At 52.1% G+C, this 24921-nt stretch carries 22 protein-coding genes and 1 pseudogene; 10 read left to right on the plus strand and 13 right to left on the minus strand.

Annotated elements, in window-relative coordinates; all coding sequences use genetic code 11:
• Nucleotides 1–138: 138 nt before the first annotated feature.
• The gene (locus LT85_RS06925; RefSeq protein WP_038486915.1) at nucleotides 139–1518 is read right to left on the minus strand and encodes a DUF945 family protein; all 1380 of its coding nucleotides are present in this window, start codon (nucleotides 1516–1518) and stop codon (nucleotides 139–141) included.
• Nucleotides 1519–1665: 147 nt separating this feature from the next.
• Nucleotides 1666–2034 (minus strand): c-type cytochrome, encoded by a 369-nt coding sequence (locus LT85_RS06930; protein WP_038486918.1) that lies wholly within the window; start codon nucleotides 2032–2034, stop codon nucleotides 1666–1668.
• Between the two features lie 546 nt (nucleotides 2035–2580).
• On the opposite strand from LT85_RS06930, the pseudogene LT85_RS27660 reads away from it, so the two are divergent.
• Nucleotides 2581–2871 (plus strand): annotated as a pseudogene (locus tag LT85_RS27660) (GlcG/HbpS family heme-binding protein); the annotation flags it as partial.
• A gap of 136 nt (nucleotides 2872–3007) precedes the next feature.
• Here LT85_RS27660 and LT85_RS06940 read toward each other — a convergent pair.
• Nucleotides 3008–3424, minus strand: coding sequence for a winged helix-turn-helix transcriptional regulator (locus tag LT85_RS06940; RefSeq protein WP_038486924.1), 417 nt, complete (start codon nucleotides 3422–3424; stop codon nucleotides 3008–3010).
• A 142-nt stretch (nucleotides 3425–3566) separates the two neighbouring features.
• On the opposite strand from LT85_RS06940, the gene LT85_RS06945 reads away from it, so the two are divergent.
• The gene (locus LT85_RS06945) at nucleotides 3567–4250 is read left to right on the plus strand and encodes a hypothetical protein (RefSeq protein ID WP_216595047.1); all 684 of its coding nucleotides are present in this window, start codon (nucleotides 3567–3569) and stop codon (nucleotides 4248–4250) included.
• A gap of 20 nt (nucleotides 4251–4270) precedes the next feature.
• Here the strand turns inward: LT85_RS06945 and LT85_RS06950 are convergent, their stop codons facing one another.
• From LT85_RS06950 to LT85_RS06960, 3 genes are read right to left on the minus strand one after another with little or no spacing between them, the layout of a single operon-like run.
• Nucleotides 4271–4738, minus strand: a complete 468-nt coding sequence (locus LT85_RS06950; protein ID WP_038486926.1) for an SRPBCC family protein — start codon at nucleotides 4736–4738, stop codon at nucleotides 4271–4273.
• Nucleotides 4735–5073: an ArsR/SmtB family transcription factor gene (locus LT85_RS06955; protein ID WP_038486929.1), complete on the minus strand. Its 339-nt coding sequence runs from the start codon at nucleotides 5071–5073 to the stop codon at nucleotides 4735–4737. Before LT85_RS06955 ends, LT85_RS06950 begins: the two co-directional genes overlap by 4 nt.
• Entirely contained in the window at nucleotides 5070–5744 is a 675-nt protein-coding gene (locus LT85_RS06960; protein ID WP_038486932.1) for a glutathione S-transferase family protein, read from the minus strand. Before LT85_RS06960 ends, LT85_RS06955 begins: the two co-directional genes overlap by 4 nt.
• Nucleotides 5745–6059: 315 nt before the next feature.
• Here LT85_RS06960 and LT85_RS06965 point away from each other — a divergent pair, with 315 nt between their 5' ends.
• Complete coding sequence (locus LT85_RS06965; RefSeq protein WP_038486934.1) at nucleotides 6060–6443, plus strand: hypothetical protein; 384 nt, start codon at nucleotides 6060–6062, stop codon at nucleotides 6441–6443.
• A gap of 57 nt (nucleotides 6444–6500) precedes the next feature.
• A complete protein-coding gene (locus LT85_RS06970; RefSeq protein ID WP_038486937.1) occupies nucleotides 6501–6800 on the plus strand; it encodes a hypothetical protein in 300 nt (99 codons plus the stop codon).
• A 115-nt stretch (nucleotides 6801–6915) separates the two neighbouring features.
• Here the strand turns inward: LT85_RS06970 and LT85_RS06975 are convergent, their stop codons facing one another.
• The 4 genes from LT85_RS06975 to LT85_RS06990 form a co-directional block, all read right to left on the minus strand.
• Nucleotides 6916–7506 (minus strand): hypothetical protein, encoded by a 591-nt coding sequence (locus LT85_RS06975; protein WP_038486940.1) that lies wholly within the window; start codon nucleotides 7504–7506, stop codon nucleotides 6916–6918.
• 351 nt (nucleotides 7507–7857) lie between these two features.
• Complete coding sequence (locus tag LT85_RS06980) at nucleotides 7858–8670, minus strand: class I SAM-dependent methyltransferase (RefSeq protein ID WP_038486943.1); 813 nt, start codon at nucleotides 8668–8670, stop codon at nucleotides 7858–7860.
• Nucleotides 8671–9048: 378 nt separating this feature from the next.
• The gene (locus LT85_RS06985) at nucleotides 9049–11274 is read right to left on the minus strand and encodes a M9 family metallopeptidase (RefSeq protein ID WP_253273732.1); all 2226 of its coding nucleotides are present in this window, start codon (nucleotides 11272–11274) and stop codon (nucleotides 9049–9051) included.
• Nucleotides 11275–11694: 420 nt separating this feature from the next.
• Nucleotides 11695–12018, minus strand: a complete 324-nt coding sequence (locus LT85_RS06990; RefSeq protein ID WP_038486949.1) for a hypothetical protein — start codon at nucleotides 12016–12018, stop codon at nucleotides 11695–11697.
• 914 nt (nucleotides 12019–12932) lie between these two features.
• On the opposite strand from LT85_RS06990, the gene LT85_RS07000 reads away from it, so the two are divergent.
• The 6 genes from LT85_RS07000 to LT85_RS25285 all read left to right on the plus strand — a co-directional run bounded on the left by LT85_RS07000 (nucleotide 12933) and on the right by LT85_RS25285 (nucleotide 21841).
• On the plus strand, nucleotides 12933–15611 hold the full coding sequence (locus LT85_RS07000; RefSeq protein ID WP_038486957.1) for a type VI secretion system Vgr family protein: 2679 nt from the start codon (nucleotides 12933–12935) through the stop codon (nucleotides 15609–15611).
• Between the two features lie 3 nt (nucleotides 15612–15614).
• Entirely contained in the window at nucleotides 15615–17504 is a 1890-nt protein-coding gene (locus LT85_RS07005; protein ID WP_038486960.1) for a phospholipase D-like domain-containing protein, read from the plus strand.
• A gap of 3 nt (nucleotides 17505–17507) precedes the next feature.
• Nucleotides 17508–18815: an SEL1-like repeat protein gene (locus tag LT85_RS07010; RefSeq protein ID WP_253273687.1), complete on the plus strand. Its 1308-nt coding sequence runs from the start codon at nucleotides 17508–17510 to the stop codon at nucleotides 18813–18815.
• 15 nt (nucleotides 18816–18830) lie between these two features.
• On the plus strand, nucleotides 18831–19217 hold the full coding sequence (locus LT85_RS07015) for a hypothetical protein (RefSeq protein ID WP_038486965.1): 387 nt from the start codon (nucleotides 18831–18833) through the stop codon (nucleotides 19215–19217).
• A gap of 328 nt (nucleotides 19218–19545) precedes the next feature.
• Complete coding sequence (locus LT85_RS25280) at nucleotides 19546–20652, plus strand: T6SS immunity protein Tli4 family protein (RefSeq protein ID WP_052134788.1); 1107 nt, start codon at nucleotides 19546–19548, stop codon at nucleotides 20650–20652.
• A gap of 85 nt (nucleotides 20653–20737) precedes the next feature.
• Nucleotides 20738–21841 carry a T6SS immunity protein Tli4 family protein gene (locus LT85_RS25285; protein WP_052134793.1) on the plus strand — a complete coding sequence of 368 codons (1104 nt, stop codon included), beginning with the start codon at nucleotides 20738–20740 and terminating at the stop codon, nucleotides 21839–21841.
• Nucleotides 21842–22181: 340 nt separating this feature from the next.
• Here LT85_RS25285 and LT85_RS07030 read toward each other — a convergent pair whose 3' ends face one another.
• The 3 genes from LT85_RS07030 to LT85_RS07040 all read right to left on the minus strand — a co-directional run bounded on the left by LT85_RS07030 (nucleotide 22182) and on the right by LT85_RS07040 (nucleotide 24893).
• Nucleotides 22182–22997, minus strand: a complete 816-nt coding sequence (locus LT85_RS07030; protein WP_216595048.1) for a CVNH domain-containing protein — start codon at nucleotides 22995–22997, stop codon at nucleotides 22182–22184.
• A gap of 265 nt (nucleotides 22998–23262) precedes the next feature.
• The gene (locus LT85_RS07035; RefSeq protein ID WP_253273688.1) at nucleotides 23263–23550 is read right to left on the minus strand and encodes a hypothetical protein; all 288 of its coding nucleotides are present in this window, start codon (nucleotides 23548–23550) and stop codon (nucleotides 23263–23265) included.
• Nucleotides 23551–23996: 446 nt separating this feature from the next.
• A complete protein-coding gene (locus LT85_RS07040) occupies nucleotides 23997–24893 on the minus strand; it encodes an SPFH domain-containing protein (RefSeq protein WP_052134798.1) in 897 nt (298 codons plus the stop codon).
• Between the last annotated feature and the right edge of the window lie 28 nt (nucleotides 24894–24921).

Genomic DNA, 24921 nt, shown 5'->3' on the forward strand with positions numbered 1-24921 from the left:
GGCATGTCCGTGCGCAGGGTGATAAGGTCAGGAGAGAAGCGAGGTTTTTTCTACATATTTGCCGACGCGCGAAACGCCGGATAATCTCGGCCCAACCCCAGTTTCTCCAGGGTCAGGCGCGAATCATTTACATGACGCTTACATGACGCGTTTGCCATTGATCGCAACGCCTTGCGGGCCGAAGGTCGATTCCAGCGACAAACGCTTACCGTCGTCCTTGACGAATCCTTTGTCGACAAGCATTTTCAGCTGGCTTTCCTTCATTTGCCGTTGCTGCGCTTCCGGTATCGTATTTTTCTTGTCGACTGCATTCACAAATACGTCGCGGGCGGCATTCAGCGAGCCCTTGCCGGAAAAACGCTCCTTCAGCAATGCCATGACATTATCGCCGCCCAGCGCCTCAAGCGGAAAATCCTTGCCGTCCAGATGGGCTTCCAGGGTTCCGGCAACGTCGCCGTTCGGGGTCTTCAAGCTAAACCGGTCGACCTTGAAGCCGGGCGAACTGGTGATGAAACCACCGACCTGTTTCATCATGGCGCTCATGTAGGCTTTTTGTTTGGCTAGCTGCGCATTCATGTTCGCCTCGTCGGTGACGGCGCCCGCTGTTGCAGCGACCGGTGTTTTCGATGCTTCCAGGTAGAACGCCTTGGAGGCGGTCTGTAATTTCAGCAACGCATCCTTGTTCAGGTTGAGATAGGAAAAATCAACCCGAATATCGTCGGCGCTAAAGGCGTCGCCGAAGGTGCTCTTGTCGGCCTTGGCCTGGTAGAGCAGATCGAAGCTTTCACCGTGGTCCTTCAAGTCGGTGTCTATCGCCAGGTCCCGCAGCTTCAGGAGAGTGACGCCATTTTTGGTAGCGTCGATATTGTCCAGCTTGATATGGCCGTACTGTTTCCAGGTGTCTGCGGCCGATTTCTCGTCTTTATAATTGCCGTCGAGGTTGAGGCCAGCCAGGTTGATGTTGAGAAGGCCGTCGGTGACAGTCGCCGTCAGCGAGGGAACGTTGATTTCGTATTGCAGTTCCTCGCCGGTCTTGCCGCCGATCTTGAGCGCGAGCTGCTTTCCGGCGATGTGCAGGCCATCCTTGCTTTTCCAGTCGACGTCCGCAGCCGAGAACTTGCTGGAAAAACCGCCGAAGAACAATTTGTCCGTGCTGGCGTCGATATTGAAAGGCAGCGGAGTGGCTACGCCCTTGTCATCCAGCATGGTGATGGTGTGCGTGATCTTGGCCCAGCGATAAAACGGGATCGCGAATTGATTGATGTGATGTTCAACCACCAGGTGGATCGGTTGGGGTGCTGAAAGAAAATTGTAGTCGACCTTTGCCGTCGAAGAGAACCAGCCGCGCTGGAAGGACTCCAGTTTTGCGGTGACGGGAAAGGAAGATGTGCTCAAGGCATCGCCGGCATTCTTGTTCATCTCCGCTTCGGCGTTCATGCCGATTATGCCAGGAACGACGGCGACCCAGGCAACGACGAGTACGGCGCCGACGGCGATGGCTAATTGGGAACGTTTCATGTCATCTTCATTGAAATGGAGGAAACGTTGATATTAACTTAAGTATTGCATTGAAGTAAATATTTCTTCGATGCTATCGCTGGGTTTGCCATGCGCCATTGCCTGGCCTCTGGACCGGCGCAGCCCGGTCAGGGATGGTAAGCCGATTTACTGGAAAGTATGCAGGTAGGCCAGCAGATCGGCGATTTGTTTTTCATCGCCGATGCCCCAAAACCGCATCTTGGTGCCAGGGACGACATCGTTCGGGGACCTGATGAATGCCGCCAGGTTTTTATCCGACCACACAATCCCGGAATTTTTCATTGCTGTAGAGTAGTTGTAATCCTTGGTTGCCGCAGCGGGCCTGCCAAAGATGCCGTTCAATTGCGGCCCGAAGCCGCCTCTGGCGGAAGGGCCAACATGATGGCAAGACGCGCATTTATTGAATGCCACTTTGCCAGCCGCAACGTCGCCTGCAGCGTAAGCATAAGATCCGCTTGCGAACGACCACGCGATGAGTAGTGCCAGTTTATTCATTGAAAATCGGAAGGGCTGTCTGTTGAAGTTAGACGCCAATTGTAATGTGTGACGCCGCCGAAGGAGCGCAGCGATTAGAGCACGCCAGACACCCGGCGATAGCAGCAAAAACGATTGCGGCCCTTGTAGGAGAATATTTTATGTTGAGCAATATTTCAACGGCATGCGTGAGCGCGCCTGGAAAATGTCACGTCGCCCGTCGGATGGACTAAACTGAATTTCCAGTAGATTTAGAGGCTGTTGCGAACACACCTGGCGTTGTTGCGTCGGGGCGGCCATCCGCTCCTAGCCGTACTGCTCGTACTGTCTTCGTCGGCGCGCCTAGCCATCTGTGTTCGCAACAGCCTCTAAGGACAAGCGGTGACAGCCGCTGTGAAGTCCCGGCAATTGGTTCCGCTTGCGGACCGGCCAAACCAGGAGAAAACCATGGCGTTCAAAAGGCAAGTTCTGGCGGGCGTGGCGCTGACGGTGGCGTCGATCGCACCGGTTAGCGCACAGGCTCCGCTCATCGAAAAGAATGTATCGATGAAAATGGCGCTGGTCATCATGGAAGGGGCGATCGCCCAATGCACGAAGGACGGAAATAAGGTGTCTGTGGTGATCGTGGACAATGCCGGGCTGGTGCGTGCATCGCTTCGCGGAGACGGCACCAGCCCGCACACCATGGAATTCGCACGCAAGAAAGCTTACACGGCCCGTGCGCGCGGTCAGACTTCGCTTGAATTCATGAAGCTGACCGACGACCCGGCCAAAGCTTATCTGCGCCAGATTCCCGACGTCGTCGCCGTCGGCGGCGGTGTCCCGATCAAAGTCGGCAACGTCACGATCGGCGCAGTTGGCGTTTCCGGTTCGCCGGGCGGCGAGAAGGACGAAGTCTGCGCCAATGCCGGCATCGCCCGCGTGGCCGATCAGTTGAAGTGAACGGTGGCCTTGCTCTAAAGAGGCCTGGAAGTGAAGGGCGGTAAGCCGGGGCCTAATCGGCCCGTGGCGCTTTTGCACGCCGGGCTGGCTTGCTTTGCGTCGCACCTGGCTTTGTTGCCTTAAGAACCAGCGTTCCCGGTATGTGTTCTTTACCCCATCGCACCAACGCCAGCAGAATGTCCCCCATGGCTGCGCCCTTGGCGCTGAGCGTATAGGCGTAGCGCACAGGGCGCTCCTGGTAGGCTGTGCTGACGATAATGCCGGCCTGTTCCAGGCGCTTCAGGCGTTCGGCGAGTATGTTGGTGGGAATGCCCTCCGGCGAATCCAGCAACTCCCCATAGGTGCGCTTACCGTACAGCATGTCCCGAATCACCAGCAGTGACCATTTGTCGCCAATCAAATCGAGCGTGTTCGCAGCCGCACAGCGGGAGCGCCGAAGTCCATCCAGGTCTTTGATCTTCGTAGCCATGCATTGCCTCCGCTATCCACTCTATTCACGCTACACATCAAACTATACATTACGCTATACATGATACTTGCAAAATGCAAGTTGCTATCCTACAGTGGATTATACTTGCAAAGTGCAAGTGACTATAGCCAAAGGATACATCATGTCGAACACTCTTTTGTCGCATTCCACCCAACCGGGATTGGCCGCCGTCCCGGGGACAAAGCTGGTCGTCGCAAGTGTGCTTGCAGTGTGGCTTGTCGTCGTGACATGGTTAGGCGCAACCGGGGCATTCGTCACGCCGGCGGGCGCGCCGCCACTGCCGATCCTGATCAGTGTGGTGCTGCCGCTCACGGCGTTCTTTGCAGGATACTGGCTTGTGCAGCCATTTCGCCGACTGGTTCTGGCGGCCGATCTTCAAGTCATGGTCGGGATACACGCCTGGCGCTTTGCCGGTTTGAGTTTTCTGGCCCTGTACACATACGGCATCTTGCCTGGCAGCTTCGCCTTACCCGCAGGGCTTGGCGATATGGCAATCGGTGTGACCGCGCCATGGATGCTGGCCGCACTCATCCGCCAGCCCGCTTTTGCCGCCAGCAAAACCTTCGTAGTGTGGAATGTGCTCGGGATAATCGATCTGGTGGCGGCCATGGCCGCAGGAGCACTCAATGCAATATTTGCTGCCAACGTCGCCGGAGAAGCGAGGATCGACCCGATGGTGCAGTTGCCGCTGGTGCTGATCACCGCCTACCTGGTGCCTTTTCTTGCGATGCTGCATGCGGCCGCGCTGCTTCAGGCGCGACGCCTTGCCGCCATCCAGGCTGGGAGCGGTTCAGATCAAGGGTGACGCGGGGGCGGGGCAGGGTTTCAATGCCCCCCGACGCGTAAATAGGCCACCAGGTTATCCAAGCCAATTTCCGTACCGCGGATCCTGTCTTGCCGGTCTTCATAGCCGTCCAGAAAAACAATCTGCTCGGTGAACACCATTTTCGATCCGGTGGCGGAAGGTTGAAACTCCACTGTCGCCAGCGATGTGGAAATCCGCTTCTCGCTCAGATACATGTTGAACGCGTAGATGATGCGCGCATTTTCCACGATGTCGAGGTAGTAGCCCTCAAACCGATGCACCGTCCCGTCCGGCGCCATCACGCGGTTCGTTTCTTGCCCTCCGGGGCGGAAATCCAGCGTCATTTCTTCGGTGATCATTGCATCGTCGCATTTCATCCACGCCTTTTTTACGTCGGCGCTTGCCCATGCCCGAAATACTTTCGATGGCGGCACCGAGAAGGCGCGTTCGATAACGAAGGTAGAGTGCAAAGCGGATAGGTTGCTCATGGTTCTTCCTCATCATTCAAATACTGCTCAAGCCGGTCGAACGCCCGGTGCCAGCTGCGCTTGCGCTCTTCCACCCAGCGTTCCAGGTCTTCGAACGCATTCGGCGCAAGCTTGTAAGTACGAACGCGTCCCGATTTTTCGGAGAGAACAATGCCGCTGTTCTCGAGTACCACCAGATGCTTAAGCACCGTTGGTAACGACATCGGTATCGGCTGCGCCAGCTCTTTGACGGAAGACGGTTCGTGGCTCAATCGCTCAACCAGTGCGCGTCGCGTTGCATCCGACAAAGCGTGAAACTTCGCGTCAAGAGTCTGTTGTGTCTGTTGCGCCGTCATTGCTCGCCCGTTCTAAACCGTGCAGGAATCGCATCGGCGAAGGGATAGAGATGGAAATAGGGCTGAGCCTCCTGTATGACCCGTTTCACGGAAGGCCTCTCCATCAGCCGTTCAAAATAGGCATGCAGATGTGCGTACTCGCTGGGGAAGCGCTGCAGGGTGCTGGCGTAAAAGAGCGCGGGGACGGCAGCGCAATCCGCCATGGTGAAATGAGACCCTGCGACCCAGGTGCGTGAAGCCATGCGTTCTTCCAGCATGCCGTACGCCAGATCCAGCGTAGCATGCTCTTTGCCCATGGCGCCCTGCGCACCGGTATGGCGATTGGCTACGATCTGTTGCATCGGGATATGGACGTAAATGTCAAAGAAGCGATCCCATAGCCGCACGTCCAGCGCTGCATCCCAATCGGCTGGAATCAAGGGCATTTCGCCGGCAAAGAAATGGTCCAGGTATTCGATGATGATCGTGCTCTCAGGTACATCGCGATGGCGCACATGATCGTGGAGAACCGGGAATTTTGTGAATGGCCAGATGGCACGCAACTCGCTGCGGTCGGCCTCATTCCCAAGGTCGATGAAGCGCTTTTCGAAGGCGATATTGTTTTCGTAAAGCGCGATCAGCACTTTGTGGCAAAACGAAGAAAGAGGATGGTAATAGAGGGTTAAGGCCATATTCCGCTCCGTGAGTGATTGGTAAATGCAATACTTTCACATTTGTGAAAGTATTGCAAGCACCGCGTCTGCGCTTGATGCGCAAGCCTGCTGATCGTTATTTCAGGGGGGCTGCCGTCGCTACTCCCCAAAAAATGGGAAAGCTTCGCCGTATTTGACGGCGATCTAGTGCTCGACTGTCAACGTTGCCGGGTTCGGGAACATAAAATTTGCGGTATGGTCATGACTCGACATCAATGTGCTACGCAAGAAGGCCAGGCAATTCGGTTGCCGTCTGCGATGCGATCACTCGCCAAAAATTAACGAAGGAAATTGATGATTGTGGAACGCATTCGGCAAACTATTTCTGCAGGAACGATACTGCCAAGACCCGTTGCGAAGACCGGTTATGTTGTCAAAACATGGGGCCGTAGAAGGGGCGAAGCGGCGCTGATCTATTACATTCCGAATCATCAGCATCCAGAAAATCGGATTGCCCGCGGTGTCGCCGAATCCGAATTTGAGAAGGCGTTCGCCGAGCTGCAAGCATCCGGAGAATTCTGTCGCGCCTGGTTTCAAGTAAATTTGCGAAGATGCGACAAGGAGAACTCAGGCAACTTCCACACCATCGGCGGCGTTTTCGAATTGCTTGGCGAGGCAAAGTATTTGCGGCCAGGTGTTTACAAACGCTGTATCGACATCGGAGATGACAGATCCTAACTGACTCGAATCTGTATTGGAAAATCTTTTCCAGGCCTACATAGTGGAGAATAAAAAATGAAAAAAAATAATGAAATGAATGAAATGGTCTGTCCGCATTGCAGGAAAAAGACTTCACGTGGGGCCTCTGAATGCCATGGATGCCACGCGACAATTCAGTACGGCCCGCCATCATGGGCATTTCCTGTGCTTGCCTTGGAGAGTACTATTGCCGGTTTGATGGCGTCAAAATTTTCCCACGAAGTATCATTTTTTATTCCCTGGCTGATCGCGATGGGCGCATTCGCGGCCGGTTGCGTCTTCCTGGAAAAAATATTTTACGATCGTGTTCAGTTCAAACTTGGCCGCAGGGGATAAATATGGCTGCGAAAGAGAGGGCTAGATCTCACAGCAGCATATTATTTTCGTGTTTACCTTTGTTTCAAACGCACTTTCCGATTTCACATTCCAATAATCCGAACTGATCTGGATTTCACTCGCCGGGATAGAACCATCCCTCTATCCAGGTTTTCAGGGCGTTAAAAGTGTTTCTAATACTCGTCCAGGCATTCGGTAACCATGCCACGACATCATTGACTATCTGCACGATGAATGCGGTCAAGTTGAGTATCAAGTCAGTGACATACGCGCCAATCCTATCCAATAAATCGACGATATCGCTTTGAACGCCAGGGTGCGCGGTACCCAGAGACGCAGCCTCGTCGTAAAGCATATCGATGACGACCGTTAGATCGCCCTGGACACGCTCATGGATTCGCTGCATGCTGTTTCTGAAAACCGCCAGTTCGGTCTGGTGGGCGTCATTTTGGTGAAGTTTTACCGTTGCGTCCTCAACCATCATTTGAATCGAATTTACCGCAGCACGTACCGAGTCCTGTGCATTGATTTCCAACGACATAAGCAGATAATTTTTTTTCGCCGAAGGAGACGATTTATCGCGTTGAAGAAAGTAAAAATGCGCTGCCAGCTTCGCCGACGGAACAAAGGAGAATCCCCTTGGCCTGCCAATCCATTTTTTGCAATGTGTACGATGTTCCTCAATGATTTCGTAAAACTTACTCACTCGACTCTCCTTTTACATCATTAGGTCAACAAGATTTCAGTACTTGCTGTTGAGAGATAGCAATGTCTCCCTCAAAGATGATGGTAAAACGTGGACGCCGATTCCTCCACTGTCAACTGTGTCAGTAAATCATTCTTGCCGCTGCTGCAAACTTGAGAATGAGGCTGGCGTCCGGCAAGCTTTTGGAGCTGTGCTTGTTTGCCCTCGATGTCCTTCCGGCAATCGGCCACGCCAAGGTATTGGCCGCTTTTTTAAGCTTACCGGCGACATGAGGAAGAATTGATGTTTTTCCGGTTCCGGTATTTGTTGAGATGCAATGTCATCGAAGCGCTGCAACGCCAGAGAGACAGATCAGCACTTCCGTAAATTCAATTGCATGACGCGCAAGCCTCCGATGAGGCAATGAGGATCATGAGCAAGCGTTTCGAGATCAGTCGTAATGTCGTTTAATTCACTTTCGGTCGCCAGCTTGGCGGCCAGAACGGGTTGCTTGATTTGCTCAAACGTCCGCCAAAGCAAGCTCTTTTCTTGAGGCGTAATCAACGCTGGTTGATTAAATGCGACTCCTGCAACCTCCACGTCAAGAAGTTGCGCGTATTGCCACAGTCGGGCGCTGCAATCGTAGTGGAAACCTGTCGCCGCGCTAAGTGACGTAAACAGCGCACTCGCTCGCTTGACGGACTCGTGCTCGGGGTAACAAAAGAAAGGAAACACCGGTTCTTCAATGATCATTGATCCGCCACGCCGGCACGATGCCAGGACGTTGTGGAAGAAGGGGGACCATTCCTTGACGTGCATCAGCAGGAAGCGGCAATATGCGACGTCGAACGATTGAAGTTCAAGTGGGGTCACTCCCATGTCGTGATGCAGAAATTGCACATTCGCGACGACGGCTTTTTCCTTCTTTTCCTGGCATATGTTCAATTGCGCATCTGAAGTGTCGATACCGAGAACCTTGCCGCCACGCGATTGCAACTGCTGCGCGAGCCAGAATGCCATATGGCCATGCCCGCATCCGATATCCAGCACATCCAGCGCTTGCACTGCAGCTTGCGCCCGTAGAAACGTCTGGCTACCGGGGTTATAGAGATTGGCCAGAATGTTAAGGCGCTCCTGATCGGCCGCACCGACATTGAGCAAATAAGATGGCATGTTCTTGGACATAGTTTTCCTCGATTGAATAAAAATGCACATTCAAGGAGCGATGAAATGCTTCGGACACCCATCTTCACGTCCCGAGGCGAACAACGTCATTGCGTTGTCCGTTGCCAGTCAAGATCCGATAGTCAGCCGCATGTGAGCCGCATGTGAGCCGCATGTGAAACGCATGTCAGCCGTGTTTTCCGATTCTTATGTCACTCCAACGGCAGCCATGGCCTCGTGCGACGACAGGCTGTATATCGTGTGATATGTACAAGTATGATTCTAGGTCTGAAAAACAGAGAAGATAGCTGGTAAATATACCTGGCATAACAGGTGCATTCGATCAAAAGCGGAAACGTCCCGGCAGGAGATGATCGCTGTAATGCCAGGTTAGGTTTGCTAATCGTAGGTGGCGCTCAATGTCACGTCGCTGAATGCTTGCTTGGCATTGAGCAAAATGTAATACCAGCGGCCAGCAGCCGGACTTGCTAGCGAGATATTTTCTCTGTTTCCAATGTTGATGGAGGCAGTATCGTAAGAGCCGATAGTCGGGTAACGATCAAGAGCAATATACAAATCTACATCGCCGCTTCCGCCGCTAGTCCGTAATGTGAGGTTTTTTGCTCCGCTGGGCAGCAATATATAAGCGTATGCACTGCCAGATGAAGACAATCCCTTGATCGCACAATTCCTGCCTAAATTGCTTGATGACGGGCAGCTCGGCAGTGCCGGGCCTTCGGGTAGCGGCGGCTCGCCGATAGTGCTTGCGGTCTTGGCCCAGTTGGCAAATTCGTTGTCGTAGCGAGCGCCGATGTAAGCCATCGTATTTTGATAGCCGTCGTAGTCGCCGACACGGAATTTCGACACAACTGTATCGACATCATTCCGGTGACGTTCGACCATGAAACGCGTCGCCATATATCCCCAGCGATACGCCCGCGTCTGGTAATCCGTCATCGAATAGGTATTCCCGAAAATCTGGCTCAGCCGGTAAGTACCGCTGTGAGCGACATCGATCGCTTCTTGATTATCGTTCTTCCTCGATAGGTATTCTGCGATGCCCTCAATCCACCAGACAGTGGGTTTCATGGTGCTGGCGTTAAAGTCGCCAAACATGTCGAAGCGCCCATCCAGATAATGGATATATTCGTGTTCCAGATTCCATATCTTGAATTCCGGACGCATCCAGGATGCTTCGTGGGCAATAAAGCGCGCCTGGTTACCCGGAACATCGGGGCTCCCTTCCAGATACATGCCGCCGTTATTGGTGCTGATGCCGTATATCGCAGCCGCATATTTGTTGTAGTTGCTGTAGTCATCGAAGACCACGACTTCCAATGAAGCATTTCTATCGTTTGCCACTGGCGTCCGATTGGTTTGCAGCATATCGTGGAAGTAAGACTCCTCCGTCTTCAACAGTGCGCACGACGCTTGCATCTGCGCGGGGTTCATTTCCTGGGCGCGAATGCTGATGGTGGGACTGCAGGTGTATTTGTTTTTCAGTACCGCATTGGCGAGCCTGGCCTCGAAATCGCAGGTGCCGTATTCGGCGCAATTGGCATTGTCGTTGTATTTGACGGCGATCGCTGCAGCCAGCCATAAGTCGCTATCGGCGCCGGTCATGGTAGTCGTGGCCAGCAGATTTTGGATCATGGCCTTGACGCCGGCTTTTTGTGCCGGGTATTGAAAGAAGCGGAATGCCTCGTTAGCGGCATCGGTAAGCTGATAGGCGGTTTCAGTGGCCTGCAAGGCACTTTTATTGTTGACGACGAAATTGTTCAACGCTGTCGGATACGACACATCATTTTGCAGAAGCGGCCTGCCGTCGCTGCGGCCATGTGCGTAGAAAATAACGGTCAACACGCCGGTAAAGCCACCCGCAGCGCTAGGCTGGCGCAACGCTTGCGCGGCATCCGGGTTGCTGGCGGTATTGGTGTAGCGCAGCACCAGGTTTTTCATGGTGCTCAGGTAATAGGCTTCGTCGCTCATATTCGTAATGAGCTTCATCGTTTCGCCTGCGGTGGATGGGGCGACGCTGTTGGTCTTGAACAAAACATTGCCATCGACCAGCTGTTTGATCGGCGGGCGCAGGACGCTCACCAACGACGCGGATGGATTAGGAATGACATTGCCGCTGGCCAGATAATATCCGGCGCGCAGATAAATCAGCAGGTTGACCATTGCGCGATTGCTGGCATTGTAAATCCCTGCTTCCTGGCTGAACCGGTTGGCGACAGCGTTGAAATTGCTGGCGGAATATACCTTCGCAGCCTGGGTCGCATTCAGCGAAAACAGGCCGTAATGGCATTCGTAGTCAGGCAGGTTGGCGATATAGTCGGCCAGCGCGCTACCGTCGTAAGCCGCCAGTATGTCCATGTCTTTGCAGTCCGGAGTAGTGGCCATTCTTTTCACACGATTGCCTGCTCCCGGGCGAGTCTTGGCATCGTTCAAATCTGTGCGTGGCTTGTTGCTGGGCGGTAGATTGTATTTCGACTGCTCTGGCGATGGCGGCAGCGATTGTCTCGCGCGCGGCATCGGCGCCTGATGCGGTATGGCGGGTTCCTCTGAAGCGCCTTTTCCTGATTCAGCTCTCGCATAGTCGAACGGTAACGCACCGAGAAGCATTAAACCTGCAAACCACAATACCTTTTTTGAAATCAGCATCTAATTGTCACCCCACAATGAATTGAATCGGCATGTCTCCTCACAAGAAGTTGTGAGCAAGCGTCACCGGAGTGGCAAGGTACAACAATTAAATTGAGACAAGTAACTGTCAGAACTGACAGCACTGAGAGACTGGGTCCGACAACAGGAGCGCCGTCCAGCCGGTGGCGATAACTTGCTCGGGGCAAGCTTTCTGCCCCTGCAAGCATTGATGGCGTTTAGCGTGCGAGTGATGCAGGCGAGGCCGGCCAGATCCGAGATGCTGCCTGAAGAACGCAAGCACCTTGGCGTTAAAGTCAGCATGGAAAGCCGCACGGTCGAAACCAGGCCGGTCGCTGCAAATTTCAGTTTTTTATGGGTTGCTGCGCCGACGAAATAGGCTCAAGCACAACTCTCAGGGCCAGACTGCGTACCGCTCGTCCTGATTTTTTTTCGGCGGTCTCCCATCAGAGTCCGTAATTCTCCAATAGATAGACCTGTCACTTCGTGCATACTGATTAACAGCGTAGCGCCTACAGACAAACGACGATGGCGTATATTGCTTATCACTGGCGGCGCAACTCCCAGCGCCTGACTGAGCGCAGTATCGGTTTTCAATTTCAACTTTGCGATCAATGTATCCAGCAAGCGATCTGGATCATATGACGCTGCTTCTTCATCTGACTTGCTGTTTGAGGCAGCATCAAAAGCGGTGTGAACGGTCATTATTAATCCGCCTATGATTGGCAATATCAGGCCATCTCTGTCAGGGACGCTTGAAAATGACCCGTTCGATGAAAAATCTCTCCAGGCACATGCTACCGACTACAAATGTCGTCATCCCGAAAAACCAAGCTAGCAATGAGAAATCAAAGACGGGAATTCTTGATACCTGCACCCCCAAAAAAATACTCACTATGACTAGTGCAAGGTAGGCCATTCGAGGCGCCCCATATTCAATTTCTGCTTTGCATCCAATGCAGACGTTTTCTCCGAAGCGCAATGTTTCGTCGCAGTGCGGGCATATCATCTCGTTCATGTTTTTCTTTAAATAGAATATGAATTCACCGTCGCTTGCCTGGTTTCAAGCACGCTTGCGGCAGATCATGCAGAGGGAATCACCCGATAAAAATTGCCCTTTGCTGCGAGTCCGCTTGCATGGCCCCTTGCATCGCTGTTGGGTGTGATTGATCCAGGTAGTGCCGTTTGTCGTCCGACGAAATGCTTCTACTGCTTGCGGGTGTGTATTCATCTCGTTGCATCTCTTTTCGATATTCCGATGAATAGATTGTAGCCAGCCATGTCGCAAACAAATAGCCAAAAAAAGTTAAATAGATCACAGTTTGCAATCGTTCACAATATTTCGATGTGGAGCGAATAAATGCTTCGGAATGGCTGGACAGATGTCAGATGTGTTGTAACTGCTGTTGGGGACGAAGCTGTTCAGTTTTATGGATGGTTCATCGCCATTCTTTGCTCTTATTGTTTTGGAGTTTTTAAATAGTGACATTTATTAACATTGGCGCACATCACTTAAGAGACCATAACTGTAAATCATTGCGTCTTCAGCGCTAATTTCATTTACAGATGAGCCATTCTTTGATATTTCTTTGTCTACGAAAAATCATCAGAGGCAGCGTATGGCACAGGATGCAAACGATTGGATGTTAGCGCTTGGTATCGGCGTCCAGCAGGCTTATCACCTTCATGTCCCTCGTGCCGGCGTCAGTGGCAAAGCGTTCAGTGTCGTCAGCTTCGATGGCGTGGAAGAGCTTGGCGAACCAAACCGCTTTGTGATTCGCCTGACGCATCCTCAGTCTGATTTACCTCGTTCCTCCTTTGTCGGCATGCCGGCAACCTTTACTATCACCCCTCCCGCCTTGCCCGGCGTACCTGCACTGGGAACAGGGCGCAAGACCCAAGGCGTGATCACCGGCTTTCAACAGCTCGATAGCAATCCAGATGTCGCCACCTACGAGGTGGTGCTGGAATCGCGCATTGCGCAGTTGCGCAACGTCACGCGCTGCCGCCTGTTTTTGGAACAAACATTTCCCAAGATTATTGAAACCATCCTGCGGGAGCATGGCTTTGCTGGCGACAACAGCCATTTCAGTTTTACGCTGCGACGCGACTACGAGAAGCGTCCGATCGTCACGCAATGGCACGAATCGGATCTGGCCTTCATTCAACGCCTGTGCCGCCGCAGCGGGATCTGGTTTCGGATTGATGCCGGCGAGTATGGGGAGATTGTTCACTTCGGCGACGACTTCACGCATTACCGGCGCAGTCCGGCATTATCCGCGCCGTTCAGCCAGGACGCCGGACTGGAAAGCGTCGGCAGCGAAACCGTACGGGCATTCGAAACCCATGCCAGGCAGATCCCGCAATCCTACATTGTCAGAGACTACAACCGCCTTGCCGCACCGGCCCCGATAGAAACCGAAGTCAACCTTGCTCGCAACGACAAGACCACTTTCGGCAATGCGTATGCTTTTGGCTCAATGCACCTGAGCAAAGAACAGGCCGAATGGGAAGGGCGCTTGCGTCATGAAGCAGGCCTGTGCGAACAAGTCGTCTATCAAGGCAAAGGCAACGTCCTCGGACTGGTTCCAGGCGCTGTGTTCCGCTTCACCAACAGAGCCTTGCCGGACGCCGAATACGGCCAACTGATTACCAAAATTACTCATCACGGCGCACGCGATACCGCCTACCACAATAGCTATACAGCGATTCCGTCCGACCGTATCTATCGTTTGCCACTCCATGAGGACGCATGGCCCAAAGTCGATAGCACGGTGAGCGCCAGGATCGCCTCGCCGGATCGTTACCCCTATGCCTACATGAACAAGGCTGGCGACTATATGGTGCAGTTCGACTTTGACCGCGATCCGCGTCAAGCCGGATTGAATAGCTGCTGGATGCGCCTCGCCAAACCATTTGCCGGTCCCTTGCAGACCGGGTTTCACTTCCCGCTGATCGATGGAGTTGAAGTCGCCGTCGCCTTTCACAACGGCGATCCGGACCGCCCCTATATTGCCCATGCATTGCACGACAGCCAAAACACAGACCTGATCACCAATGAAAACCGGTGGATGAGCCGCAATGAAATCCGCACCCAGAGCAACAACAAGTTGCGGATGGAAGACTGGGAGGGTGAGGAACACGTCAAGCTGGCGACCGAGCTCGGCAAGAGCCAACTCAATTTAGGTCACCTGGTCGACGCAAAGAAGCAGAAGCGTGGCGAAGGGATGGAAATCCGGACCGATTTTTGGGGAAGCATCCGTGCCGCCAAGGGGCTATTTCTCTCTGCCGATGCGCAACCGAAGGCCAACGGGCAACAACTCGACATGCTGGCAACTGAGGCGCAACTGGAGCAGGCGCTGGCACAGACGCAAGCATTGGCCGAGACAGCGAAAGCTGCGCACGCCAGTGTGGCCGAATACGAAAAGCAAAAGGCATTATTCAATGACACGCTGAAGCAGTTGAAAAAAGCGTGCATCGTGATGAGCGCACCCGCCGGCATCGGCCTTGCATCGGGCGGCAATCTGCAGCTGAGCGCCTCACAAAATCTGATCGCTACCGCTGGCGGAAATGCCGATATCAGTGTGATGAAAAAATTCACGGTGGCCGCTAGCGAAGCGATTTCCCTGTTTGCACAAAAGCTCGGCATCAAAATCTTTGCCGCCAAGGGCAAGGTCGAGATTCAGGCGCAAAGCGATGAAATGCTGCTGACCGCATTGAAGGATCTGAAAATCACCTCCGTTAACGGTAAGCTGGTTCTTTCTGCTGACAAGGAAGTCTGGATCGGCGCCGGCGGCTCCTATATCAAGATCATGCCGGAAGGGATCGAGAACGGTACACCGGGCGATATCTACGAAAAATGTGCGGTATGGAGCAAGGAAGGCGCTGCGTCGATGCAAATCGCGGCGAACATGACAGCCGGCGTCAAGGACATTTTGCCGGTGAGTTCCTTATTGTTTGGTACTGCGGCCTCGCCGGCATCAATAAGCTACCTGCCAGCTGGAATGCCGTACAAATTGTTTGCCGATGGCGAACAGGTAAAACAAGGAAAGATCGATGCAACCGGCCAGATTCCGGTTACTCACCGTGCCCCGACCAAGCAGTACAGCCTGGAGTTGGCAAACGGTACCACTTACAAACTACCGGTGTCTGACGCATACCGTGGCGATGCGGATAATGGCGCGCAGGCAAATGCCGGATTTCATTTTCATGAAGCGACACCGGGCGCCGATGCCATAGATCGGGCGCATCACCGGCAGGCATACAACGATTTGCTCAATTCCGACGAGGAAAGCTAAGAGATGACACAGCAACAGTCAATTGTCGTTCCCATCGCACTGTCGCGTACCAACACCGCGACGCTCACTTTGCCGTGGTTCGTGCAGCGCACTGAATACCTGCCTGCCCCGGCAACGTATAAGCCGCTCGTCAACGGCGAGGAAGCTTTCGGTGCTGTCTACGACGCGATCCTCGCGGCGCAGCATACGGTGGATATCATTTGCTGGGGCTTCCAGCCTTCGATGCAGTTCAAACGCGGTCCCGGGGTAAGCGCTCTATGCATCGGTGACCTGCTCATCAAAAAGGGGCGGGAAGGCGTGAAAATCCGTTTGCTGTGCTGGGCAGATTTTCTGCACCTTGCGCAAGCGTCGGAAAACTCCACGCCCGGTGACGGCTTCTGGCGAAGCCTTTCTACTCAGAATGAAAATAACACGCAGCGCGAATACGACCGCAACTGGTACTACCAGGCTCGCGCAGCAGGGTCGCCGGAGCAACAAGAATTTATTGGTAATCTCAGGGCGACTACGACAGCACATTCACAGGATGTAAGCGCGCGGCCTCAGTTAACCGTGCCGCCCTTGAAGAACATTCAAGTGGGCACCCGGGATTTTTCTCTCTCTGACCGTGCGGAGATTGTCTACCGGGAATTAATGCATCGCTCGGACAAAGATCTGAGCAAAATAGCTGTCGTAGGTAGTTTTGGTTTAGAACCATCACATCATCAGAAAATGATTCTGGTGGACTATGAGGCGCCGGAGCAAGCACTGGGTTTTGTCATGGGCCACAATACGCTCGACACCTACTGGGACAACGATGCCCATGGTTATGCACGCATGCATCCAAACTTCGGGCGTAACGGCGAGACGCCGCGCCAGGACATGTCCAGCCTCGTCACAGGGCCGGTGCTGGCGTATCTGAATGAGAATTTCTGTCAAGCCTGGAAGCGCACCACCAACGTTGACTTGCTGTCCAAGCGCAAACCGCTTGCGTCTGCCCTGAAAGTGCGTCGCGACATGGGAACCGCTGTCATGGCGCAAATCACCCGCACCCAGTCGCAAGAAGGTAAGCAGGATATCAAGACGCTGTACCTGCAAGCCGCAAACAACGCGACGCAGTTTATTTACATCGAGAACCAGTATTTCAGGTGGAGCGCGCTGGCCACGCAAATCAAGGCGATTGCCAAGCGCCATGTTGAATGGGGACGCGATCCCGGCCAGGACGGACCCATCCATCTGTTTGTCGTGACCAATTCGAGTGATGAGGGTATGGGTGACGGCACGGTAAGCACCTACAACATGCTCAACAGTCTTGGACGTGCAGACGTGATACCCGGTGTGGCAAGACTCGAGCGCGACGATCAATTGCTGGCGCAACGCGATGCCGCCCAGCAGCAACTGGAGCGCGCGCAAATGACGCGACAATATGTTGACAGCGACAAGCAGGTGCAAATGGCGCAGCAAAAACTGGATACGGTCAATCAGCAGCTCAGTGAAAACAAGAAGGCGATCATTCCAATGGAAATTCCCGGCCTGAAAGTCCATGTGTGTACTTTGGTTGCACCTGATTCGCCCGCAGATGCCTGGATGCCGGTGTACGTGCACAGCAAGATTATGATTGTCGACGATGTTTTTCTGACGCACGGTTCGGCGAATATCAATGTACGCAGTATGGAAGTCGATAGTGAACTGAATATTTGCCATGAGAATGCGGCGGTGACGCATCCGTTACGACGACGATTGTGGAATATTCATACCAAAGGACTGGGGGCGCAGGATAAGGCGGTGGATGCTTTTAAGACCTGGAGAGATATTATTCAGAAAAATTCCGACCGCCAAGCAAGCAAAGTTCAATCTCCATACGCCTCGTTGGTCGGCTTTTATCGTGCCTCAACAAAACGCAGTCGATTGGACTGAACTATGAACCGAACCGTTTTCATCCTTTCGCTTGCATGCCTCCTTTGTTCTTGTTCAAATAAGGAAAATCCCTTGGCCGATTTACCCGACATGAGCGCCGTGCGCGCCAATCTCGCCTTTACCTGTACCCACGAAGCGGACCATTTACCGCCGCTCGATCCCGAAGTCGATAGTATCTTCCAGTACGGGCGCTCGCTAGAAAAGAAAGAAGGACCGAAGAATTTCAATGAGGTCGCCCGTTATTACCGGATCGCCGCAGCGCACGGCCACTACAAGGCCAATCACAATCTGCAGCTGTTGGTGTCGGAAGGTTCCGCTTCGTCCCCAGATCCTGAGAAGGAAAGCGTTGCACTGGCCGACCAGTTGATCAAGGCGGGCGTACCCAGTGGCTATTACGATATAGGACACTACTTGTTGAACGGCTATGGTTTCAAGCTGGACGAGGAGATGGCTCGGCGTTTCATCCGCAAGGCGGCTGATCTGGGCAATGCGGATGCACAGTATTATGTCAGCAATCTGCTTGCGCCTGCAGACAACGCGCCAGCGATTGCCAAACAGATGCGTCGCTGCGCAGCTGATCAGGGGCATGGTCAAGCAGCAAGTGCTTTAGGAATCAATTATCAAAATAACTCTTTGTTTCCGGAAGCCGTTCAAGCTTTCCAGAAAGGTGTAGTGTCTGGGGATTCGCAATCGGCATCCTTTTTAGAGAATGGTTTCAAGGGGCCTCCATCAACCGAGCTATTGTATTATCTTGCCGTCTCCAACGATCCCGAACGCTCGCAGCGCTACAACCTGATTGGTAAATTCATTGATGCCAACGATGGTCGCAACCCAAAGGTCCCAGACATTGACAAGATCGTACCTCTTCCCCCCGCCAAGCTGCCGGCATGGGACGGAACATTCCAGTGGAAAAAGGAGCAGGATGCTGCAGTGCCTCCGCCGAAGCCGTCGGACGACCTCATCGAGCGCTTAAGCAAAGCCAAAAATCTCGATCCGGCCACCGGCCTGCCGCTGTCGCCATCGGCAAGTAAAACCCCGCAGGGCAAGCAAGCGTCAAACGTGGCTGCACGGCTGCCGCTAGGCGCCATTGTGCGAACTGGCGAACGTTGCCCAGAAAACGGCGTATGGTGTAGCCAGCTTGACGCAAGTCGGGGAAATAATGCCAAGGAAAATTTTAGGAAAGGCGACCTCATGCCCCTGCTGGTCGTGTACCTGGACCGCGCTGCATGGCTCGAACAATTAATCGGTCCACGCCGGCAAAGCGTGGAAGTTGCGTGGAAACTCGTTTCTTATGACGACAAAAAAGTGTAATTACTCGGAGTTTATATGCAACTTTTTGCATTTTTGCTGTATGCCAATGTGCTGCTAGGTCTTTTCTGGTTGATTTACATTCCAATCAAGTTCGTAATGATGCGAGATAAGGGACAGAGTGGTTGGTTTTGGCTGACTCGGAAGAAGCTTATTTGGATAGCACTGTCCTATTTGCTCGGGGCATTGTTTTTGTGGTTACTTTCGATGCTGATAGATCTTGGCAGTCCTGGGGGCGCTGCCGGGACAAGCCCATTGTTGGAAAATTTTTTATTGGGCTGGAGCATTGTTTACTTGTTCTTTGGTGTTGTCGCAATTTTCGCCATTATTGGCTATGACCCGCAAGTCGCACCAGAAAACAAGAGTTCCGAATCGCTGCCGTTGGATGCGAGAAAAGAAACTTGACTGAAAATATAATAATCACAATTGCCCCTGCCGCAATCAAAGGTCCCTGCCAATGGCAGCAACCAGCCTGTGCGTATCTTCGCTCATGAGTTGCGCAAGCAGATCTGGAGCAAGTTATTCGGCATCAACAGCGGCTTGCGTTCGGCGAGCTGCGTGCGCTGATGAAAGATCGTCGTCAGAAATTCCGCATTAGTCCCCAGACCGAGCAATCTATGTCACGCCTAACGCTCGGCGCGCCGCAATGCCGATTGTTCCTTGCCATAGTTATCTCGACAGTCAGCATTGCAAAACAGCGGACCAGCAGTCCATTATCTAAAGAGGACGTGTGATGATGAAATTCGACATATTTTCACAGATAATTGTTACTTCAATCTTTGGCATCAGCCTGTCAGTATGTTCAGCTCAAGAAATACCTGCCGATTGGAAAATGGAATGCGTCGGACGGTTGCAACTTAGTTTTCCAAGTGAGGTTGATGTTGCCGGATACACGTTTAAGAAATTGGAAGAACAAATTGATGGCGGTGGGGAGCCGCAATTTCAATTTCAAGACGGTAGTGCGGCGAATTGGAGTTCTCTGCAATATGGAGGTTTGATATACACCAGTAACTCATTAGAAAAAAAAGAATATTCTGAGCTAGAAATACATATGAAAAAATGGATGGAAAACTCACGTTTGTCATCTTTAAATAGAAAAAACGAAGATGCAAAAAATCGTCAGTTTGAGATATTAGCTACGAATCCACAAACCGGAATGGCGTGGCATGTCGATGAAAGATATAGGGCTTTTTTGAGCATTCGAGATCATGTTTTTTTATGGAACGTCACGGGGCGAAGCAGTAAAAATCAAGAGCCTGAGCGTTCAAACCTATCGACTATTGTTAATGGCTTGTCTTATCGCTCGTTATATGCGGTTCCAAGAACAGCGGGTGTGTGCCTGCCATTTTTTTTCATTCGCGACAACGATCTTGATAAAAATTTATCCAGAGTTATTGCCATGACCTACCGTCTTAAGTCTCACCCTGACGTCACGATCATGCTGGAAGATGCAACCGCTGATCAATTCGACTCTGAGAAACGCGAAAAAATTTCTGAACCAGATTATGTAATCGATGATTTCTGGACGCAGTACCGGAGCCCTGATGCAAGTATTCGTTCGCTCTGGGAATTTCCCATTAAACGTTCCGTCACCCTGGCCGGACAAAAAGGTCTCGCCTCATTTGTCAAAATCACCCGAGAAGGAAATATTGATTACGGTTATTTCGCAACGGTGCGCGGTGATCCGAAAGCAAAAACGGATACACCAGACTTGCGCCTTTATGTCATTCAAGAGGGCAGCAAGGCCAAAGCCAAAGGCATCGAGCCCATTGGCAAGGAAGAATTTCTGAAGATGGCGGAAACAATTGCTGCGAGTGTACAGCGACGACCGACTCAATAAGCGCAGGCGTGGCTTGATTACCAGAGCAGTAAGTCAGGTTAGCGATGCAATCTCCCAGCGATCCAGCACTTAAAGAAGAGATGTGATGATGAACTTCACGATGTTTGCGCAAGTGGTAGGTACGTCAATTCTAGGCATCAGTCTTTCGGTATGTGTTGCAAAAGAAATGCCCACAAACTGGAAATCGGAATGTGTCGGAAGATTGCAACTCGATTTACCGACTGAGGCCGATATCGCAGCCTATAGTGCCAAAAGACTAAATGAAGAAATTAATATTGAAACGGAACAACAATTTCACTTTGAAGACGGACAATCCGCAGACTGGAGTGCTTTATGGTACGGCGGAAAGATCTACGTTAGCCACCCATTGAATCAAGAGCAGTACGTTGTATTGACCGATTCCATAAAAAAATACATAAATATTCCACCAAATTTTGCAAAAAAAGAAAAACGCAAAGATGGCAGCTCCCGACAATTCGATATTTTACCCACCGATCCTCTGGCGGGATATGCATGGCGTGTCAACAGTTCATACAGGGCTTTTCTAAAGACGAACAATCATGTTCTGTGGTGGAAAGAATCAGGTGATGGACCTACTGATGAAGAGTCTGAACGTCACACATTGGCGACGATTTTGCATGGTCTTTCCTACCGCGCTCCTTACAGCGTGCCACACGTCATGGGCGTTTGTCTGCCATTTGAGTTTATTCAGGACGATGGCGACAATCAGCGCTACCGGAGCATCGGTATGACCTACCGTCTCAAGGCACATCCTGATGTCACAATCATGCTAAAAGATGCGAGCGCCAGGAAATACGACTCAGAAAAACTCGAAAAAATTGCTCAACCGGATTATGTAATCGATGATTTCTGGACACAATATCGCGGTCCAGATACAAGCATCAGATCAGTATGGGATTTCCCCATTAAACGTTCAGTCACCCTAGCTGGTCAAAAAGGTCTCGCCTCATTTGTCAAAATCACCCGTGACGGAAATATTGATTACGGTTATTTCGCAACGGTACGCGGCGATCCGAAAGCAAAAGCGGATACACCAGACTTGCGCCTTTATGTTATTCAAGAGGGTAGCAAGGCCAAAGCGAAAGGCATCGAGCCCATTGGGAAGGAAGAATTTCTGAAGATAGCAGAAACTATTGCTGCGAGTGTGCAGCGACGACCGACTCAATAAGTGCAGGCGTGGCTTGATTACCGGAGCGGCAGGTCAGGTTGGCATATCGCTGTTGGTCTTCGCCCATGAGTTACGCAAGCAGATCTGGAGCAAATTATTCGGCATCAGCGCCACGAGGACTTGGCACAATATGATAAAAATATTGCGCGATTTTCTTGGTAAGGTCTCTCAGAGAGTGTTGAGAAGGCCATGTCAACTGAACAGCATCATTAAGCGACATCCGTCTTCTGGAGGGCAGTCGCTCAATGATTTTGTTCAGCCAAATGCAACAGCAGTGCGTCGCCAATCAAGCCCGATCGGTCGCACTAAAACCCGGCAAAGACCGGGCCGGATAGCGATATTATCTGTCGCATTGCAGGTAACCATTGATATTGCTAAAACTGCGGCTTGCGCAGGAAGATACCGAAACTGATGACTGCACTCTGCGGTTGTTGTTGCCGCCACAGCTGGCCGCCAATATACCGCCTCGCAGGCTGATATCGCTACAGGACTGCAAGTAACTCCCCGGCGGCAAATCTCTGCCATCACGCCCGCTTTCACCGCCAGCGCATTGCAGGTTGCCGTTGATGTTTTCAAAATTCCCACTCTTGCACGAATTTAGGGAGATCGACGTGCGTCTGCCGTTGCCGCCGCCGCATGTGGCTTCCAGCACATCTCGGCTGACAATAATATTGCCACAGGATTGACGGTAACTGCCGGGAGGCAAATCTCTGCTGTTGCGATCGCTGTCACGCCTGCCTCCGCTGCCGGAGCATTGCAGGTTGCCGTTGATGTTTTCAAAATTCCCGCTCCTGCATGAATACAAGGAGATCGATGTGCGCCTGCCATTGCCGCCGCCGCATGTCGCCTCCAGCACACCCCGGCTGACAACAATATTGCTGCAGGATTGGCGGTAACTGCCGGGCGGCACCCAACTGTCGTCGCGGTAACCATCACCATTTGAGGGCGCATAGTTAAAACCACCACCGTATGCAGGTGCGGGAGAATAGCCGTAGTTACCCCCGCCATAAGATTGGCTATAGCTACTGTTATAAGGACCGGCTGCACAAGCCGTCAGCGCAGTGCACACGATTGCCGCGAAGGCAGATTTGATTGTCATTTCATTCCTATTTAACAAAAAATAATGCTTTTCATCTTGCTTATCATATTCAATCAAATAACCGTCTTAGCTCCATCAGAGCTCGGATACCTGCTATTGAAAATGAAGAAAATGAACATTTCCGGGGCTCCGACGCTGACCCGAGACACGTAGCCATGTCCCGATGATGATCAGAAATCCCCTCATAGTTTAATTATAGATAACAAAACACTATTTATATATATGTCCGTCGGTGCCAGTACTACAGATGCGGCAAGAGAGAATCGCGAATCAGCGCCTGATTGATCGCACTAAAACTCTGCAAAGGCCCGGCTGGATGCCGTCACTGTTTTAAGTAAGCAGGAATATAAGCAGGAATATGATGAGCACATTCATCCAGCGCCTCATCACTATCGGCCGTTACCCCAAAGCGATACTTGCAGTAATCAACAAGTGATTTTCTATCTATCGTCGAAAGGTCAGAGATATCCGGACTGTCACCCTCGCTAGCAAAGGGATCGACAAACTCCACCTGAAAGGCGGGAAATTTCTTGATGAAAAATGTAGTTTGCTGCTCGTCATCCAGATACGAGCGTACATATCCTACAAACAACCCGGCAATCAACAGCACGAAGATAAAAGCGGCGAGGTAGATTAATGCCGTTCAGTTAAGGAGAGTTTTGTTCGAAATGATGAATTAAATCGCCTCGAAACAAAGGAAAAAGGCCGCTCCAAATCGTTTCGGAGTGGCCTTTTTTGCCTTAACTGAACGGCATTAGCGAGGTAGACGATTTTTTTATTGAATGTTTTTCGCATCAAATTTGTTGGCTCTGTCATGGTGCTGTAAGACCACCCGCAGCACGAGCTTTTTTGACGAAAGATAGAGCAGCATTATTCACCCAATGCGTCATTGCAAGAGCAGACCCCGGCTTCGCGTTTCGGGAAATATCAGGGCAGTTCATCCAGCCAGAGCATTCGCCAAAACCTCCATCAAATGAAGGTTCGCCGGGGAGCTCGGAGTCTGGTCTTGCTAGACCTTGTTCCTGCTTCCCAGCTTCCATGGCAATCAAAATTTCTTTATTTCCCGATTCCGATCATCGTCGCGGTATTGGCGCCGGTGGTGGTGGTCGGAAGTTTTCCATCCCATTTTTCAATCCAACGTGATTGGTTTTTAATCTGAGCCGCCTCTGACCCGTAGCGTTTCATGGCTTCCCCGACGACCTCCAGCGAGCGTGCATCCCCCTCGGCTTCGGCAATTTTGGCGTCTGCCTTGCCCTTCGCAATGGCGACGGCGTTGGCTGCATCAGCCTGGTTCTTGCGCAACAAAGCTTCGGACTGCAATGCCTCTTGCGTTGCCTGAATCTTGGCATTGATCGCGTTTTGGATATTGGTCGGCAACCGGAGTTCATTGATGAAACCGAACTGCTCAGCCAGCACGCCGTAAGGCCCGAGTTCGTGGTTTATTTCAGTGCGCACCTGTTCCGCCAATTTGATCTTGCCGCCGGAGAGCAGGCCCTCGGCATCATAAGCAGAGCCGTAAGCGTTCAGGGAATTTCGGATGGCGTTGCGGATGATTTGCGAGGTGATTTCCTCATAGCCTCGTTTGTATTTTTGATACAGCGCCGGCGCTTTGCTTGGGTCAATACCGTAGGAGATGCTCACATCCGCATTGATCACCACGCCAGAAGCCACCTGAAAATTCACTGACTCATTTTCAGCGCGACCCTCGGTCATGGATTTTGTCCACGCATAGGTTTGCGTGAAGGTAGGGAAGTCCACGACCGTGGTGCCGAATCCAATCAGATGCCAGCCACTGGGCAGCGGTATCGGCTCTACACGGCCATCAACCCTGCTGAATTCCACGCCGACGTGGTTGGCTGGAACGGAAGCGATGAATGTATGAGACAGCATACTCATCAAAATCAGAACGCCGATGATGATGGCGATCCACTTACGGAATGAAGTACCTTGCATATTCTTATTATCCCTGCGCCAGTGCCCG

Origin of the sequence: Collimonas arenae, assembly GCF_000786695.1 — a bacterium.
Classification (GTDB): domain Bacteria; phylum Pseudomonadota; class Gammaproteobacteria; order Burkholderiales; family Burkholderiaceae_D; genus Collimonas; species Collimonas arenae_A.